Genomic DNA, 13,212 nt, shown 5'->3' with positions numbered 1-13,212 from the left:
CTTATCCAAGATGGGTAAAACCGAAAACAAATCGATATCCCCATAAAAAGAAAAATGCCAGTCAGCTTAACTGACTGGCATTAGGCTTTAAGCCGCTTTTTTAATCTTTATATACCACGCAGTTCCGCCCATTATTTTTGGCCTGATAAAGCCGCGTATCGGCGCTGTGCAGTAACTGCTGTAAATCGTCACCATCCTTGCCTAAACTGGCCATGCCTGCACTAAAAGTAATGGTAATCTGTTGTGAATCAGTAACCAAAGGTGTTTGCTGTAACTCCTGCCTCAGCTGATCTATATGCATAACACAGTCCGCTAACTCCGCAGCAGTCATCAAAATAGCGAACTCTTCACCACCAAAACGTGCCAGTAAATCTGATTTCCTGATGCGTTGCTGGAAAAAATCCGCCACATGACACAAGGCTAAATCGCCCACGTGGTGGCCATACTGATCATTGATATTTTTAAAATAATCCAGATCAAGCAGAATAAGTGTTAATGGGGTTTGATGACGTCTGGCGAAAGAACGACAACGGTTAAAGTCCTCGCTTAATTTCATTCGGTTTGCCAAACCAGTTAACCGGTCTGTACCAGCCAGTTCCAGTAAACGTTGTTCATTTTGCTCACGATTTTTCTCATACACATGAGCAAAGGTCATCATCAGGCAGGCACTTAGTAAAACATTCACCGACAATGCTAAATTTAACGTCCCATCGTCACTTAAAAATTTAATGTGGTACACCACCACACCTATGGTTATGTACACCGCGGCTAACCAAAATCCCCAACGACGGCCTAACAAGAGATAAGAAATAACCGGAATGGTCAGCACCCACGCAAAAATAGATGATGAAGAATTGGGCACATATAAGGCGTACATCATAATGCTAAAAAAGGGCAGCAAATAAATCAGCGTCCACTTTTTTAAATCAGGGGTATGTTTAACAATGCGCAATAAATACAGTGAAAACGCACCATAAACCAACTCCAGCACGGCTAACGGCAGCAAACCACGATATAAATTAAGCACCCCGAAAAACATGCCACCAAAAAAGGTAATACTCAGCAGCAGACGCATTACATCGCGACGATGCTGTACATTCTGTACCAACTGACCTGTCATTTTTACATCTCAAGCCGCAGATTTCGGCATTCTAAAATAACAAGCGCTCAGGACGAGCGCTTAAAAAGGTGACGAGACACTAGCAAATTACTGGTGAATTTTCCAGCAGCCTGACAGTGTCTAGTTATGCGTTTATTTATTCAGTTTGTTGTTGCAGTAATCGAATGGCCAGTTTGACAAAATCTGACGAAGTAACAATGCCCTGCAATTTCCCATCAGTAGCGACGACTGGCAGGCACCCGTGTTTAAAGTTTAAAAAGTACTCAGCGATATCCAGTAAATTTTGTCCGGCCTGAATAGTGGTGCAGTCGGGAACATAAACATCACGAATAGATATGGCTTTTTCCTGCTCCGCTAACTGGTTTTTATCGTAGTGACTTACCAGCCCCATTACCTTGGCAATCAGCGCCTTTTGCGTAACCACAGCAATATAATTGCCATCATCGTCCACCACTGGGATATGGCGCACACCTAATTCACGACTTAAATTATGTGCATCATGTAAAGTTGCATCCGGTCCCAGTGTTTTAAGATGGCTGCTCATAATATCTTGTACTTTCATCACGACTCCATGGTTTACAAGCTAAGTGGTATCAGCATAGAAAAATTTAGCCCTTTAGGCTATGACAAGGATCAACATTATTGTTAACAACAGAATTATTCGATAATTCATCAATTATTCACGTCCACTACGTTGAATTTAAACGCGAAGTCAGCTTACTATCGAAGCATCCCCCTGATTGGTAAAACTTTATAACAATCTGCCAATCACCAGTCGTATAAATAGAATGGATTTTTATGAGTAGTAAAAAAGGAAGTATTGTTGTGGTTAGCACAGGTATGACATTAGGTGCACACATGACTCCCCGTTGCCGCAGCTACATTGAACATGCCGATATTGTCATTGGCAGCAATCCACCATTAGTTGAACAGTGGCTTGAATCAATCAACCCTAATTATCAGTCTCTGCAGGGGTTATATGCCAAGGGCAAACACCGCGCAGACACCTACCGCGAAATGGTGGATACCATGATGGCAGCTGTGCGTGAGGGTAAAAACGTTGTGGGTGCTTTTTATGGTCATGCCGGCGTATTTGCCTGGGCCCCACATCGCGTAGTTAAAGAAGCACGTAAAGAAGGCTATGAAGCGCATATGGAAGCCGGTGTTTCCGCTGAAGATTGCCTGTATGCCGATATGGGCATCGATCCTGGTCGGGTAGGAAGCCAGCACTTTGAAACAACTCAGTTAATGAAATATCAGCGCCAGATCGACCCTACTGCTTATTTAATTTTGTGGCAGGTAGGATTAGCCGGTGATACAACAGTTAAACGCTTTAGCACTGGCGAAGCTTATCGTCAGGTTTTGGTAGATTTACTCAGTGAGCATTATCCACTGGAACATCAGGTGGCAATATACGAATGTCCTTTTACCGCGTTAGATGATATGCGTATTGAATGGATGGCATTAAAAAACTTACCCTCTGCCCATGTATCCTTAATCAGCACATTAGTGGTTCCTCCAAGCCAAAAAATGGTGAAAAACCAAACAGTATTAGATAAATTGGCAGAACTGGATTTACAACAAGAGTTATAAACAAACAAAAGGAAATAAAGATGAGTGCAATTGAGCTTTTAGAAAAATTAGGTGCGGATAGTCAATTCGATAAAAGTCAATTAACGTCAGAACAAATTAATGATTTGATAAAATTAAGTTCCGACGATGAAGTAGTACCACCACCGATGGTTCACGACACTCCTGATGACGAAGATGAACAAGAAGATAAAATAGTCCAATAAGTAATGAGAAAGCATTCAATAATGGCAGCAATATGCTGCCTATTATGCGTTACGCCACAATTTAGTTTTGCACAAGATGATATTGCTACCACTCTTCAACTAGCTTTAGACAATAGAACATCCTCTCCGGATAAAACCAGAACTCTTTTAAATTCTATTGATGTTAAACAGCTTACTCCGGAACAGAATGAGCTATTTAAATTTCTTATGGCTTTTTCAATATTAATGGAAGGTAATACACAGGACGCAATTCAAAAATTAAATCAAGTTGCTGATACTTCAAAATCTATCAAAATAAAGGCTAGAGCCCAAAATGCTTTGCTAAGCATCTATTCAAACCTTCATGATTGGAACAACGCAATAGATATAGTCAACAGCCTAAAGGATACTATAACCAAACTCGAACCTGATGAGCTTAAACAAAATGTACAAGTGTCGTTACTTAGCTTTTACAATAATATTGAAGAATTTAATCTTGCCATTGAGCTAGCAGACAAAATACTTAATATCACCAACAATCCAAGAACTAAGTGTTCAGTGCTAGAGAAACAATTATATGCTTTTAAAGAATTAAAATCGGATTTAATTACTGAAAATAATTTTTTCGATGCTATAGCTCTGTGTGCCAAAATTAATGAAAAAATCCTGGAATTAGCAATCACTACGAATTTGGCAGATTTTTATATTGAAAAAAAACGTTATGGCCATGCTATACAACTGTTAAATGATCATCTGAGTGATGCCAAAAATTTATCTTACAAAAGTCTGACAGCTTATTACTTAGGGCGTTTAGTTGTAGCTTATTTGGGAGATGATAAAAATACACTCGCTGAAAAACATGCTATAGACATATTAGAAAATTATTCTTCAGATAATTACTATTTACCAAATATGATTGCCTACCAAGCGCTCTCTGAAATTAGCAGTGAGCGAGGTGAATATAAAGAATCTCTAATTTTTTATAAGCAATTTAAAGAACTTGAGAAAAGAGACTATGACCAGACTGTCGCAGCTAAAGTAGCACTTCAAAAAGCAAAGTTTGAAAAAAGTAATGAAATGAAGTTACTCAATCAACAAAACAAACTTCTATCCACTCAGGCTGAATTAGCAGCGGCCAACGACAGAAATAAAAATCTATTATTATTAGTTGCGACAATTTTACTCGCCATTGCATTATTCTGGATTTATAAAAACCGTCAAACACACAAACAATTGCGTAAAATTGCCGAAACAGATGCTCTGACCGGTATATTCAATCGAAATCACTTTACTCAATGTGCGGAAGCCAGTCTGGCTTATTGCCAAAAGACTCAGCAGGACGTGAGTTTTATTGTATTTGATTTGGATTATTTTAAACGTGTTAACGACAACTACGGCCATTTAGTGGGTGACTGGGCATTAATTCAGGCCACCAAAGCCGTAAAACAGGTTTGTCGTGCCAACGACATTATCGGTCGCATGGGCGGAGAAGAATTTGCTATTTTGTTACCCAATTGCGCCAAAGATAAGGCCATTGAAATCGCAGAAGTCTGCCGTAAACAAATTGCCGCTATCGATACCAGCGAGAGCGGTCATACATTTAATCTAACCGCCAGTTTTGGCGTTAGTCACAGTAATCAGGCTGATTACAATCTGGATAAATTGTTTGCCTGTGCTGACAGTGCATTATACCAAAGCAAAGATTCGGGCCGTAACCGGGTTTACAGCTTTCAACAATCTCAGCCGATAGCTGATACATTTCCATCTTCGCTAATAAATAACAATCCCGCTTAACCTATATTCGCTAACTTTACAGGATAACAATAATGAAACTTTGGATAGCGTTAATTGCTTTATTTGTCACCCCGGTAATGGCCGAGCAAGCCAGTGACTGGCGGATTCCTTCTCAGGAAAATCTGGTCTACCTGCAACTCGACACCGGCACAGTAGTGATTGAGCTGGCCCCTTTTATCGCACCCAATCACGTAAAGCAATTTAAGGCACTGGTGCGTGAAGGTTTTTATAACGGCCTGGATTTTTACCGTGTAATAGATGGCTTTGTGGCACAAGGTGGTGACATCACCGAGAAAAAGCCGTCACAGCACAAAGCGCCTTTAGCCGCCGAATTTACCCGAACGCTTTCCACTGACGGCAGTTTTTTTAAAGTACAGTCGCCCGAATTTTTAGCGGATGAAACCGGCATTATGCATGGCTTTGCCGCAGGGCGTGACAATAAAGACAAGGTTGAATGGCTACTGCATTGTTATGGTGTGGTGGCCATGGCACGCAATAACGACATTAACAGTGGCACCACCGATTTTTACATCAATATTGGCCAGGCTCCGCGTCATTTAGATCGCAATATGAGTGTATTTGGCCGGGTGATTTATGGCATGGCGGCAGTGCAAAAACTACCACGTGGTGAGGTGAAAAACGGTGGAGTCATCGATGACGTCAGTCAGCGCGGCAAAATACTCTCAGCATCCGTGGGCAGCGATTTAGCCAAAGATAAACAGTTAACACTGCGTATTCAAAATGAATTTGGTGACTTGTATAACAAAAAATTAGCAGGTTCACGCACCTTAAAAAATGAATTTTTCCATTATAAAGGCACCGGCAATATTGACGTGTGTTACCGCAATGTCACTGCAGAGCTTATTCCTGCCGAATAAATCTACAATGCGTCGCAGCAATATCAACAGATAAACTAACTGCGGCGCAATCGCACCACTTTCATCACCTCAAAATCCATGCCTGCTACTTGTTCACTGGTGGGATAATAAGACAAATTCACCCTGGCACCTTTTAGATTCTGATATTGCTGTTTACGTTTGAATTTAAACGGCGTTTCGCAGTTTTCAATCATCAGGGTATGTTGCACCCAGTCTCCGTCTTCGCGCATTACATGCGACAGGACCTTTACATTATCGGTTTGAATAAGTTGCTGATGTTTTTCGAGTAACTTGTCTCTGGCGTCTTTCACACTAACTGTCCTGATGATTGCGCTGGCCGTAGTTTACCAAATATCGTGAAAAAATTGAAAGTTTCCCAAATCGATAACGGTCTTTAGTAACTCCTTAGCTTTTTTCGGGAAATCCGATGAAATTTTCTCTTTGCACTTTAAGTATTATTATTCTTTTCAATCAGTTAAGCAGTAATTTGGTACAGGCACAACAATTTCCAGTGGATGTGGTAAATGCACTTGAAAACAAATTTGGTGTACATAAAGGCCAGCGTCGTAACCATACCAAAGGTTTGTGTTTTGCCGCAGAGTTTACCGGCAACAAGGCCATGCAACAGTACAGTGAGAGCCAGTTATTTAGTGGTAATAAAGTTAACGTAATTGGGCGCTTTTCTCATGCCGGCGGTTATGCTGCTATCAGTGATAACGCAGTGAATACTCACGGCATGGCGCTGCGTTTTATATTGCCTCACTCGGAACTACATCAAATGGCAATGTTAAACCTGCCGTTTTTTGATGTTGCCACCCCACAAGGCTTTTTAGCCAAACAACTGGCGACGGTAAAAGATCCGCAAACCGGCAAGCCTGATCCAGCTAAAGTTGCCGCATTTAAAGCCCAGTATCCTGAAGTAAAAAAATTAGAAGCAGCGTTAAAAGGTCAGGACAGAGTACCAGATGGCTATGAACATGACGCCTACAACAGTATTCATGCGTTTTACCTGACCAATAACCAACAGCAAACAGCAGCGCGTTGGTCTTTTATACCGGATTTGGGGATTAAAAAGTTAAGTCACAGCGAGCTTACGAAAAAAGATAGTGAGTTTTTAACCGCGCATCTAAAACAATCATTAAAACAGAGGAAAGTGAGCTGGCATATGCAGGTGACATTAGCGAATCCGGGCGATGCGCTCACCGACCCGACTGAGCAATGGGCCGGGCTACACCAGCAGATTGACGCCGGTACATTAACCCTAACCAGTCTTAACGCAGAGTGTGAATCGATTAATTATGATCCGCTGTTATTAAGCAAAGGATTCTTACCCACTCAGGATCCGGTATTACTGGCCCGCTCTCCGGCTTATGCGGTATCGTTTGGACGCCGGTTAACAGAAACCGCCCAGCATAAATAGCGTTTCAGGTTTTAATCTCAGGCAATTTCGGGGTCGGGACGCTCGGCCTCGCAATGCCAACATATATCAAACCCAGCGTAGTTTTTTTCCTGACACTGGCGACAAAACCAGTCGAACTGTTTTTCAGCGGCTTGTTTAAGGCTGTCCATTGCTGCCTTGGCTTTGGGCAACCATTCTTCATCGGCTAACCAGATTTCCGGCCAGCAATCCTGGGGCGCCAGCTCACCGGCACCACCCACAGCGTATTCATTACGTAAACTACAGGGTATGCCCATATCCACCAGCCGCTGATGAATATGCCACACCATTAATCTGTCTTCACTGGTAAAGATTTTTAGCATAACAACATCCTTACTTACGTCAGTACAACAGACAGCAACTAATCCATATCGATAGATACATTGCTTAGCGAACCTAAGCCGCTGCCATCGCCCTTGTCCAGTTTAATCATTAAACGTAAATCATTTGGTGAATCCGCGCAGTGCAGCGCATCATCCAGAGATATTTTGTCTTGTTTGTACAAATCGTAAAGCGCCATATCAAAGGTTTGCATGCCCATTTCGCGACCTTTTTGCATGGCTTCTTTTAACGCGCCAATTTCATTGCGTTGAATTAAATCACGCACGAAAGGTGAGTTTAGTAAAACTTCAATCGCTGCTACCCGCCCCTGCCCGTCTTTGGTCGGCACTAACTGCTGCGCCACAATAGCCCGCATATTCAGGCTTAAATCAAAGCGTAATTTGTCGTGTTGATCTTTAGGAGCCAGATGCATAATACGTTCAATCGCCTGATTGGCATTGTTAGCGTGCAAGGTTGCCACGCACAAATGGCCGGTATCAGCAAATGACATGGCGTATTCCATGATTTCCATCGAGCGAATTTCACCAATTAAGATCACATCAGGCGCCTGACGCAATGAGCTTTTCAGCGCATCATCAAAAGATTGCGTATCAATCCCCACTTCGCGCTGTGTCACTACACAATTACCGTGCTCGTGCACAAACTCAATCGGATCTTCAATGGTTAAGATATGCCCGTGTGAATGCTGATTACGATGACCGATTAATGCTGCAAGTGAGGTTGATTTACCTGTACCAGTTGCACCGACAAACAACACCAGACCACGTTTAGCCATGATGATATCTTTAAGCGTATTGGGTAACCCCAAATCATCTGCCTGAGGAATCTGGGTGACGATACGACGGATCACCATGCCGGGTAAATCGCGTTGCCAGAATGCACTAACACGGAAACGGCCGATACCTTCACGGGCAATAGCAAAGTTACACTCTTTGGTCCGGGCAAACTCATTACGTTGTTTTTCATTCATGGCGCTGTCGCACAGTGCCTGAGATTGCTCAGTGGTTAAACTTTGCTGAGTAAGCGGGGTCATTTTGCCATTAATTTTGGCACTAACCGGAAATCCCACAGTGACAAATAAATCCGACGCATTGGTTGCGACCATTTGCTGCAAAAAAGGCGATAAATCCATTTGGCTCCCCTAATTTAAAATTTAGGTTGTTTATCTATGGATTTAGCCGCAGCATCCTGCGCACTAATTAATCCCTGATTCACCAAACGCTGCAGGCACTGATCCATGGTTTGCATACCGTGCGCCTGACCCGTTTGGATCACCGAATACATTTGCGGCACTTTATCTTCGCGAATCAGGTTTCGAATTGCTGGAATACCTATCATGATTTCGTGCGCAGCAACCCGGCCACCGCCAATTTTTTTCAACAGGGTTTGTGAAATAACCGCACGTAATGATTCTGACAACATTGAGCGTACCATGGCTTTTTCTTCTGCCGGAAACACATCGATAATACGGTCAATGGTTTTGGGGGCTGAATTAGTGTGTAAGGTACCAAAAACCAGGTGACCGGTTTCAGCCGCAGAAATTGCCAGTCGAATGGTTTCAAGATCACGTAGTTCACCCACCAGAATGACATCCGGATCTTCACGTAATGCGCTGCGTAATGCGTTATTGAAGCTGTGAGTATCCCGATGCACTTCACGCTGATTAAGTAAACTGAGTTTATTTTCGTGAACAAATTCAATTGGGTCCTCGATAGTAAGTATATGCTCACGTTTATGGCTATTGATATAATCAATCATCGCGGCCAGCGTGGTACTTTTACCCGAACCGGTAGCGCCCGTTACCAGTACAATACCGGTTGGCTGGTTGATAATATCTTTGAAAATTTGTGGTGCGCCAAGATCATCCAGCGTTAACACCTTACTTGGGATAGTACGCAGTACAGCAGCTGCTCCACGGTTTTGCACAAAAGCATTAACCCTGAAACGTGATAAATCTTTTACTTCGAATGAGAAGTCAGTTTCGAGGTTTTCTTCGTATTCTTTGCGTTGCTGGTCATTCATAATTTCATAAATCAGGTTGTGCACCTGTTTATGTTCCAATGGATCAACATTTAAGCGACGCATTTCTCCATCAACCCGGATAATGGGTGGTAACCCTGCTGAAAGGTGTAAGTCAGACGCGTTATTTTTGACACTAAATGCCAAAAGTTCGGTAATATCCATAGCCACTCCATTAATACGCTTATCAACGCTATACAACCTTATATTGACTATGAAAACAATAGCAGAACAGCTGCAATCCGTATATCAGGCTATACATAGCTTTTGCTCTTCAAACGCAACTGCACAAGAAGTGAGCTTGCTAGCCGTTAGCAAAAAACACCCGGCTGATGCAATACGACAGGCCTACAATGCAGGCCAACGTCAATTCGGTGAAAATTACGCGCAGGAAGGTGCCGAAAAAAAAGCCCAACTGGCAGACTTAAGTGATATTGAATGGCATTTTATTGGTCCGGTGCAATCCAACAAAACCCAATTGATTGTAGACACATTTAATTGGGTGCAATCGGTTGATCGAGGAAAAATCGCCCGCAGATTAAGTAAACAAAGGTCACCAGCGTTAGCGCCGTTGCAAATTTGCCTACAGGTAAATATTAGTGGTGAAACCACTAAATCGGGTATGGCGGTGTCAGAGGTATTCGCTTTGGCAGAACAGGTAGATGCCTTACCCAATCTGACATTGCGCGGTTTAATGTGCATTGGCAGCGATAATCCAGCACATCAACAGCAGGAATTTACTCGTATGCAGCAGTTATTTGAAGAACTCAAACAGCAGTATAAAACGGTAGATACCTTATCGATGGGCATGTCAGGAGACTGGCAACAAGCCATTAATTACGGCGCAACTATGATACGCTTAGGCACCGCAATATTCGGAAGCAGACAATAGGAAAACAGTATTATTATGCAACATAGAAAAATTGCCTTTATTGGCGCCGGTAACATGAGTCGTAGCATTATCAGCGGAATGGTAAACAGCGGGTATCCTGCCGAACTTATCACTGCCAGTAATCCTTCCACCCCCAAACTGGATGCATTAAAAGAGGCGTTTTCCATTTGTACTACCACAGATAATATAGCGGCCGTGACTGAGGCTGAGGTTGTAGTATTAGCGGTAAAACCGCAGCTTATGGAGCAAGTATGTGCTCACCTGCAACAAGCCGATTTACAAGGTAAGCTGTTTATCTCCATCGCCGCCGGTATTAGCCATCAGCGCCTGCAACAAATGCTGGGTGGTGAATATAAACTGGTCAGAACCATGCCCAATACGCCGAGTTCTCTTAGTTTGGGTATGACGGGTTTATATGCGGATAGCCTGCTGGATGCAGCTGATCACCAGTATGCCGGGGATTTAATGCAACAAGTGGGTGAAATTTTATGGGTGGAGCAGGAATCACAAATTGATGGTGTGATTGCTGCTGCTGGCTCAAGCCCCGCCTATTTCTTTTTGTTTTTACAATCCATGCAGGAAGAAGCCATGCGCATGGGTTTTAACAAAGACGACAGCCGTAAACTGGTGCAACAAGCCATGTTGGGTAGCGCGCAAATGGTATGTAATAACCCGGATATCGAATTAAGTGAATTACGTGCGCAAGTCACTTCCAAAGGCGGTACCACAGCCGAAGCGGTCAATACGTTACAACAACAAGGTTTGCCGGAAATTGTCGGCAAAGCCATGCAGGCAGCGGTTATCCGTGCTAAACAAATGGCAGAACAATTTTAAGTTTATAACTCAGGAACAAATGCATGAATGCAACCCATTTTTTGATTAATACCGTATTTGATCTGTATTTAATGGTGGTAATTCTTCGTATCTGGCTGCAAATGGCCAGAGCCGATTTTTATAATCCATTCAGTCAGTTTGTGGTAAAAGCCACCCATATTTTTGTTGGCCCCATGCGCAAAGTGCTGCCATCAATCGGTAATATTGATACCGCTTCGGTGGTGTTGGCCCTGGCGGTTGCAGCGCTGAAGTTTGTGGTGATTTCCTCATTGTTTGGTGCAGGAAATTACAATCCAGTTGCAATACTACTGGTATCACTTGTGGTGGTAATAAAACAAGCATTCCAGCTGGTTTTTTATATTTTGATTATCCGTGCCATCTTAAGTTGGGTAAGTCAGGGTTATAACCCGTTTGAATCTTTGCTGGCACAATTAACCGAACCTATGCTGGCGCCGATTCGCCGTATCATTCCACCGATTGGTGGTCTGGATTTATCTATGCTGGTATTAATTATTGGTCTGCAATTTTTGCAAATTTTAATGGGTGATATGTTCGGCCGCATGTTTTGAGTGCGATAGTAAAAACCGCTGACGGGCTGCTATTACGTTTGTATCTGCAGCCCAAAGCCAGTCAGGACAAAGTAACAGGACTCCATGGTGACGAACTAAAAATCACCATTACTGCACCACCTGTCGATGGCAAAGCCAATAGCCATTTAATTAAATTTTTAGCCAAACAATTTGGCATTGCAAAATCGCAAGTTCAGCTGGAAAAAGGCATGACCAGTCGTCATAAGCAAATAATAATCAATTCCCCCAGGGTGATTCCTGACTGGGTGGATGAATTTGGAGGATTAAATGATTAAACAAACCTTACTGCTGTTAGTGGTTTGCTTTGGCTTAGTTAACTCCAGTGCCAATGCAGAACAGTTTGAAAAACTGGGTAACTGGGATGTGCATTATATTGTATTGCCCAGCACCTTTATCGCACCTGACATTGCTAAAAACTATCAAATTCAGCGTAGTAAATATCAGCCACTGGTGAATATCTCGGTTCTGGATTCAGAATCCAAAGATGCCCAGTCGGTTGCTATTAGTGGTACTGCCACCAATTTACTGGGACAAGTCAAACAGCTGGAGTTTCAGCAAGTGAAAGAGCAAAACGCGATTTACTATCTGGCGCAGTTTAATGTGCAGGATGAAGAGTTATGGCGCTTTAATATCGAGGTGCGCCACGGTAACCAAACCCAGATATTAAAATTTAAACAGAAAATATATGTTGAATAGAAAAGGCGCGTTATGAAGCGCCTTTTTGTTGCCTTTGCTAAAATGACGTATCAAATCTGCTCTTTACGTTTAAAGACCAGTTCGCTGTTATTCGATTCTGCTGGTGCAAACTGGTAGCCACCTAAATCAAAGTCTTGTAGCTGTTCAACATTATCTAAACGGTTTTGAATAATAAAACGCGCCATCATGCCGCGCGCTTTTTTAGCAAAAAAGCTAATTACTTTGTACTGACCATTCTTTTGATCTTTAAACACCGGCGTAATAATGTTTGCGTTTAGTTTGGCCTTTTTCACTGATTTGAAATATTCGTTAGAGGCAAGGTTAATTAATACATCGGAGCCCTGCTCGGCTAAATCCTGATTCAACATATCAGTGATTTGGCTGTCCCAGAACTCATACAGGTTTTTGCCTTTTGCTGTATTGAGTTTTTTCCCCATTTCCAGACGATAAGGCTGCATTAAATCCAGTGGACGCAACAAACCATATAAACCCGATAAGATTCGCAACTGATTTTGCGCCTGTGCAAAATCCTCTTCACTAAAGTTAGTGGCTTCCAGTCCCGCATACACATCGCCATTAAATGCCAGTATCGCCTGTTTGGCATTGTCGGCCGTAAAAGGTAAGGACCAGCTGGCAAAACGCGCGGCATTTAGCGCAGCTAGCTTGTCGCTGATGCTCATCAGGCTGCTAATCTGTTGCGGCGATAACTCGCGGCACACATCGATTAATTGCTGCGATTGCTCGAGAAATCTGGGCTGAGTATATTCGGAGGTGGATGCGGGTGTGTCGTAATCAAGATTTTTAGCAGGAGAAACCACTACAAGCATGAAATTC

The 13,212-nt window shown here is 42.7% G+C and carries 17 protein-coding genes; 10 read left to right on the top strand and 7 right to left on the bottom strand.

Features of this window, described 5'->3' with window-relative positions; all coding sequences use genetic code 11:
• Positions 1–100: 100 nt before the first annotated feature.
• Together H8B19_RS18275 and H8B19_RS18270 are read right to left on the bottom strand one after the other, a co-directional pair.
• Complete coding sequence (locus H8B19_RS18275; protein ID WP_186508505.1) at positions 101–1,120, bottom strand: GGDEF domain-containing protein; 1,020 nt, start codon at positions 1,118–1,120, stop codon at positions 101–103.
• A 136-nt stretch (positions 1,121–1,256) separates the two neighbouring features.
• Positions 1,257–1,682, bottom strand: a complete 426-nt coding sequence (locus tag H8B19_RS18270; protein WP_186508503.1) for a CBS domain-containing protein — start codon at positions 1,680–1,682, stop codon at positions 1,257–1,259.
• 236 nt (positions 1,683–1,918) lie between these two features.
• On the opposite strand from H8B19_RS18270, the gene H8B19_RS18265 reads away from it, so the two are divergent.
• The 4 genes from H8B19_RS18265 to H8B19_RS18250 are packed head-to-tail and all read left to right on the top strand — an operon-like array spanning position 1,919 to position 5,567.
• Complete coding sequence (locus H8B19_RS18265) at positions 1,919–2,713, top strand: SAM-dependent methyltransferase (RefSeq protein WP_186508493.1); 795 nt, start codon at positions 1,919–1,921, stop codon at positions 2,711–2,713.
• Positions 2,714–2,733: 20 nt separating this feature from the next.
• The gene (locus H8B19_RS18260) at positions 2,734–2,916 is read left to right on the top strand and encodes a hypothetical protein (protein ID WP_186508491.1); all 183 of its coding nucleotides are present in this window, start codon (positions 2,734–2,736) and stop codon (positions 2,914–2,916) included.
• 21 nt (positions 2,917–2,937) lie between these two features.
• Positions 2,938–4,689 (top strand): GGDEF domain-containing protein, encoded by a 1,752-nt coding sequence (locus tag H8B19_RS18255; protein ID WP_186508489.1) that lies wholly within the window; start codon positions 2,938–2,940, stop codon positions 4,687–4,689.
• A gap of 32 nt (positions 4,690–4,721) precedes the next feature.
• Positions 4,722–5,567, top strand: coding sequence for a peptidylprolyl isomerase (locus H8B19_RS18250; protein WP_186508487.1), 846 nt, complete (start codon positions 4,722–4,724; stop codon positions 5,565–5,567).
• Positions 5,568–5,602: 35 nt separating this feature from the next.
• Here H8B19_RS18250 and H8B19_RS18245 read toward each other — a convergent pair whose 3' ends face one another.
• Positions 5,603–5,878 carry a hypothetical protein gene (locus tag H8B19_RS18245; protein WP_186508485.1) on the bottom strand — a complete coding sequence of 92 codons (276 nt, stop codon included), beginning with the start codon at positions 5,876–5,878 and terminating at the stop codon, positions 5,603–5,605.
• Positions 5,879–5,994: 116 nt separating this feature from the next.
• On the opposite strand from H8B19_RS18245, the gene H8B19_RS18240 reads away from it, so the two are divergent.
• A complete protein-coding gene (locus H8B19_RS18240) occupies positions 5,995–6,987 on the top strand; it encodes a catalase family peroxidase (protein ID WP_186508483.1) in 993 nt (330 codons plus the stop codon).
• Between the two features lie 17 nt (positions 6,988–7,004).
• On the opposite strand, the gene H8B19_RS18235 is transcribed toward H8B19_RS18240, so the two are convergent.
• Genes H8B19_RS18235 through H8B19_RS18225 form a run of 3 tightly spaced genes read right to left on the bottom strand, consistent with a single transcriptional unit; the run spans position 7,005 to position 9,531 of the window.
• Positions 7,005–7,328: a putative signal transducing protein gene (locus tag H8B19_RS18235; protein ID WP_186508481.1), complete on the bottom strand. Its 324-nt coding sequence runs from the start codon at positions 7,326–7,328 to the stop codon at positions 7,005–7,007.
• Between the two features lie 38 nt (positions 7,329–7,366).
• Positions 7,367–8,479, bottom strand: a complete 1,113-nt coding sequence (locus tag H8B19_RS18230; RefSeq protein WP_186508479.1) for a PilT/PilU family type 4a pilus ATPase — start codon at positions 8,477–8,479, stop codon at positions 7,367–7,369.
• 14 nt (positions 8,480–8,493) lie between these two features.
• Complete coding sequence (locus tag H8B19_RS18225) at positions 8,494–9,531, bottom strand: type IV pilus twitching motility protein PilT (RefSeq protein ID WP_186508477.1); 1,038 nt, start codon at positions 9,529–9,531, stop codon at positions 8,494–8,496.
• A gap of 49 nt (positions 9,532–9,580) precedes the next feature.
• Here H8B19_RS18225 and H8B19_RS18220 point away from each other — a divergent pair, with 49 nt between their 5' ends.
• The 5 genes from H8B19_RS18220 to H8B19_RS18200 are packed head-to-tail and all read left to right on the top strand — an operon-like array spanning position 9,581 to position 12,378.
• Positions 9,581–10,258: a YggS family pyridoxal phosphate-dependent enzyme gene (locus tag H8B19_RS18220; RefSeq protein WP_186508475.1), complete on the top strand. Its 678-nt coding sequence runs from the start codon at positions 9,581–9,583 to the stop codon at positions 10,256–10,258.
• Positions 10,259–10,273: 15 nt separating this feature from the next.
• The gene (proC, locus tag H8B19_RS18215; RefSeq protein ID WP_186508473.1) at positions 10,274–11,092 is read left to right on the top strand and encodes a pyrroline-5-carboxylate reductase; all 819 of its coding nucleotides are present in this window, start codon (positions 10,274–10,276) and stop codon (positions 11,090–11,092) included.
• Between the two features lie 23 nt (positions 11,093–11,115).
• Positions 11,116–11,661, top strand: a complete 546-nt coding sequence (locus tag H8B19_RS18210; RefSeq protein WP_186508471.1) for a YggT family protein — start codon at positions 11,116–11,118, stop codon at positions 11,659–11,661.
• A complete protein-coding gene (gene yggU / locus H8B19_RS18205; protein ID WP_186508469.1) occupies positions 11,658–11,957 on the top strand; it encodes a DUF167 family protein YggU in 300 nt (99 codons plus the stop codon). Before H8B19_RS18210 ends, yggU begins: the two co-directional genes overlap by 4 nt.
• Complete coding sequence (locus tag H8B19_RS18200) at positions 11,950–12,378, top strand: DUF4426 domain-containing protein (protein WP_186508467.1); 429 nt, start codon at positions 11,950–11,952, stop codon at positions 12,376–12,378. The genes yggU and H8B19_RS18200 overlap by 8 nt, the downstream gene beginning before the upstream one ends.
• A gap of 50 nt (positions 12,379–12,428) precedes the next feature.
• Here the strand turns inward: H8B19_RS18200 and yaaA are convergent, their stop codons facing one another.
• Positions 12,429–13,205: a peroxide stress protein YaaA gene (yaaA, locus tag H8B19_RS18195; protein WP_186508464.1), complete on the bottom strand. Its 777-nt coding sequence runs from the start codon at positions 13,203–13,205 to the stop codon at positions 12,429–12,431.
• Positions 13,206–13,212 lie beyond the last annotated feature (7 nt).

This window comes from Neptunicella marina, assembly GCF_014270035.1.
Taxonomy (GTDB): Bacteria; Pseudomonadota; Gammaproteobacteria; order Enterobacterales; family Alteromonadaceae; genus Neptunicella; species Neptunicella marina.
Note: the sequence above shows the minus strand (reverse complement) of the source record. Positions and strands in the feature narration are given on the sequence as shown.

Excerpts from the sequence above, each read along its gene's own strand:
- H8B19_RS18275 (WP_186508505.1), bottom strand. The coding sequence starts at position 1,120 with ATGACAGGTCAGTTGGTACAGAATGTACAGCATCGTCGCGATGTAATG.
- H8B19_RS18270 (WP_186508503.1), bottom strand. The coding sequence starts at position 1,682 with ATGAAAGTACAAGATATTATGAGCAGCCATCTTAAAACACTGGGACCG.
- H8B19_RS18265 (WP_186508493.1), top strand. The coding sequence starts at position 1,919 with ATGAGTAGTAAAAAAGGAAGTATTGTTGTGGTTAGCACAGGTATGACA.
- H8B19_RS18260 (WP_186508491.1), top strand. The coding sequence starts at position 2,734 with ATGAGTGCAATTGAGCTTTTAGAAAAATTAGGTGCGGATAGTCAATTC.
- H8B19_RS18255 (WP_186508489.1), top strand. The coding sequence starts at position 2,938 with ATGGCAGCAATATGCTGCCTATTATGCGTTACGCCACAATTTAGTTTT.
- H8B19_RS18250 (WP_186508487.1), top strand. The coding sequence starts at position 4,722 with ATGAAACTTTGGATAGCGTTAATTGCTTTATTTGTCACCCCGGTAATG.
- H8B19_RS18240 (WP_186508483.1), top strand. The coding sequence starts at position 5,995 with ATGAAATTTTCTCTTTGCACTTTAAGTATTATTATTCTTTTCAATCAG.
- H8B19_RS18235 (WP_186508481.1), bottom strand. The coding sequence starts at position 7,328 with ATGCTAAAAATCTTTACCAGTGAAGACAGATTAATGGTGTGGCATATT.
- H8B19_RS18230 (WP_186508479.1), bottom strand. The coding sequence starts at position 8,479 with ATGGATTTATCGCCTTTTTTGCAGCAAATGGTCGCAACCAATGCGTCG.
- H8B19_RS18225 (WP_186508477.1), bottom strand. The coding sequence starts at position 9,531 with ATGGATATTACCGAACTTTTGGCATTTAGTGTCAAAAATAACGCGTCT.
- H8B19_RS18220 (WP_186508475.1), top strand. The coding sequence starts at position 9,581 with ATGAAAACAATAGCAGAACAGCTGCAATCCGTATATCAGGCTATACAT.
- proC (WP_186508473.1), top strand. The coding sequence starts at position 10,274 with ATGCAACATAGAAAAATTGCCTTTATTGGCGCCGGTAACATGAGTCGT.
- H8B19_RS18210 (WP_186508471.1), top strand. The coding sequence starts at position 11,116 with ATGAATGCAACCCATTTTTTGATTAATACCGTATTTGATCTGTATTTA.
- H8B19_RS18200 (WP_186508467.1), top strand. The coding sequence starts at position 11,950 with ATGATTAAACAAACCTTACTGCTGTTAGTGGTTTGCTTTGGCTTAGTT.
- yaaA (WP_186508464.1), bottom strand. The coding sequence starts at position 13,205 with ATGCTTGTAGTGGTTTCTCCTGCTAAAAATCTTGATTACGACACACCC.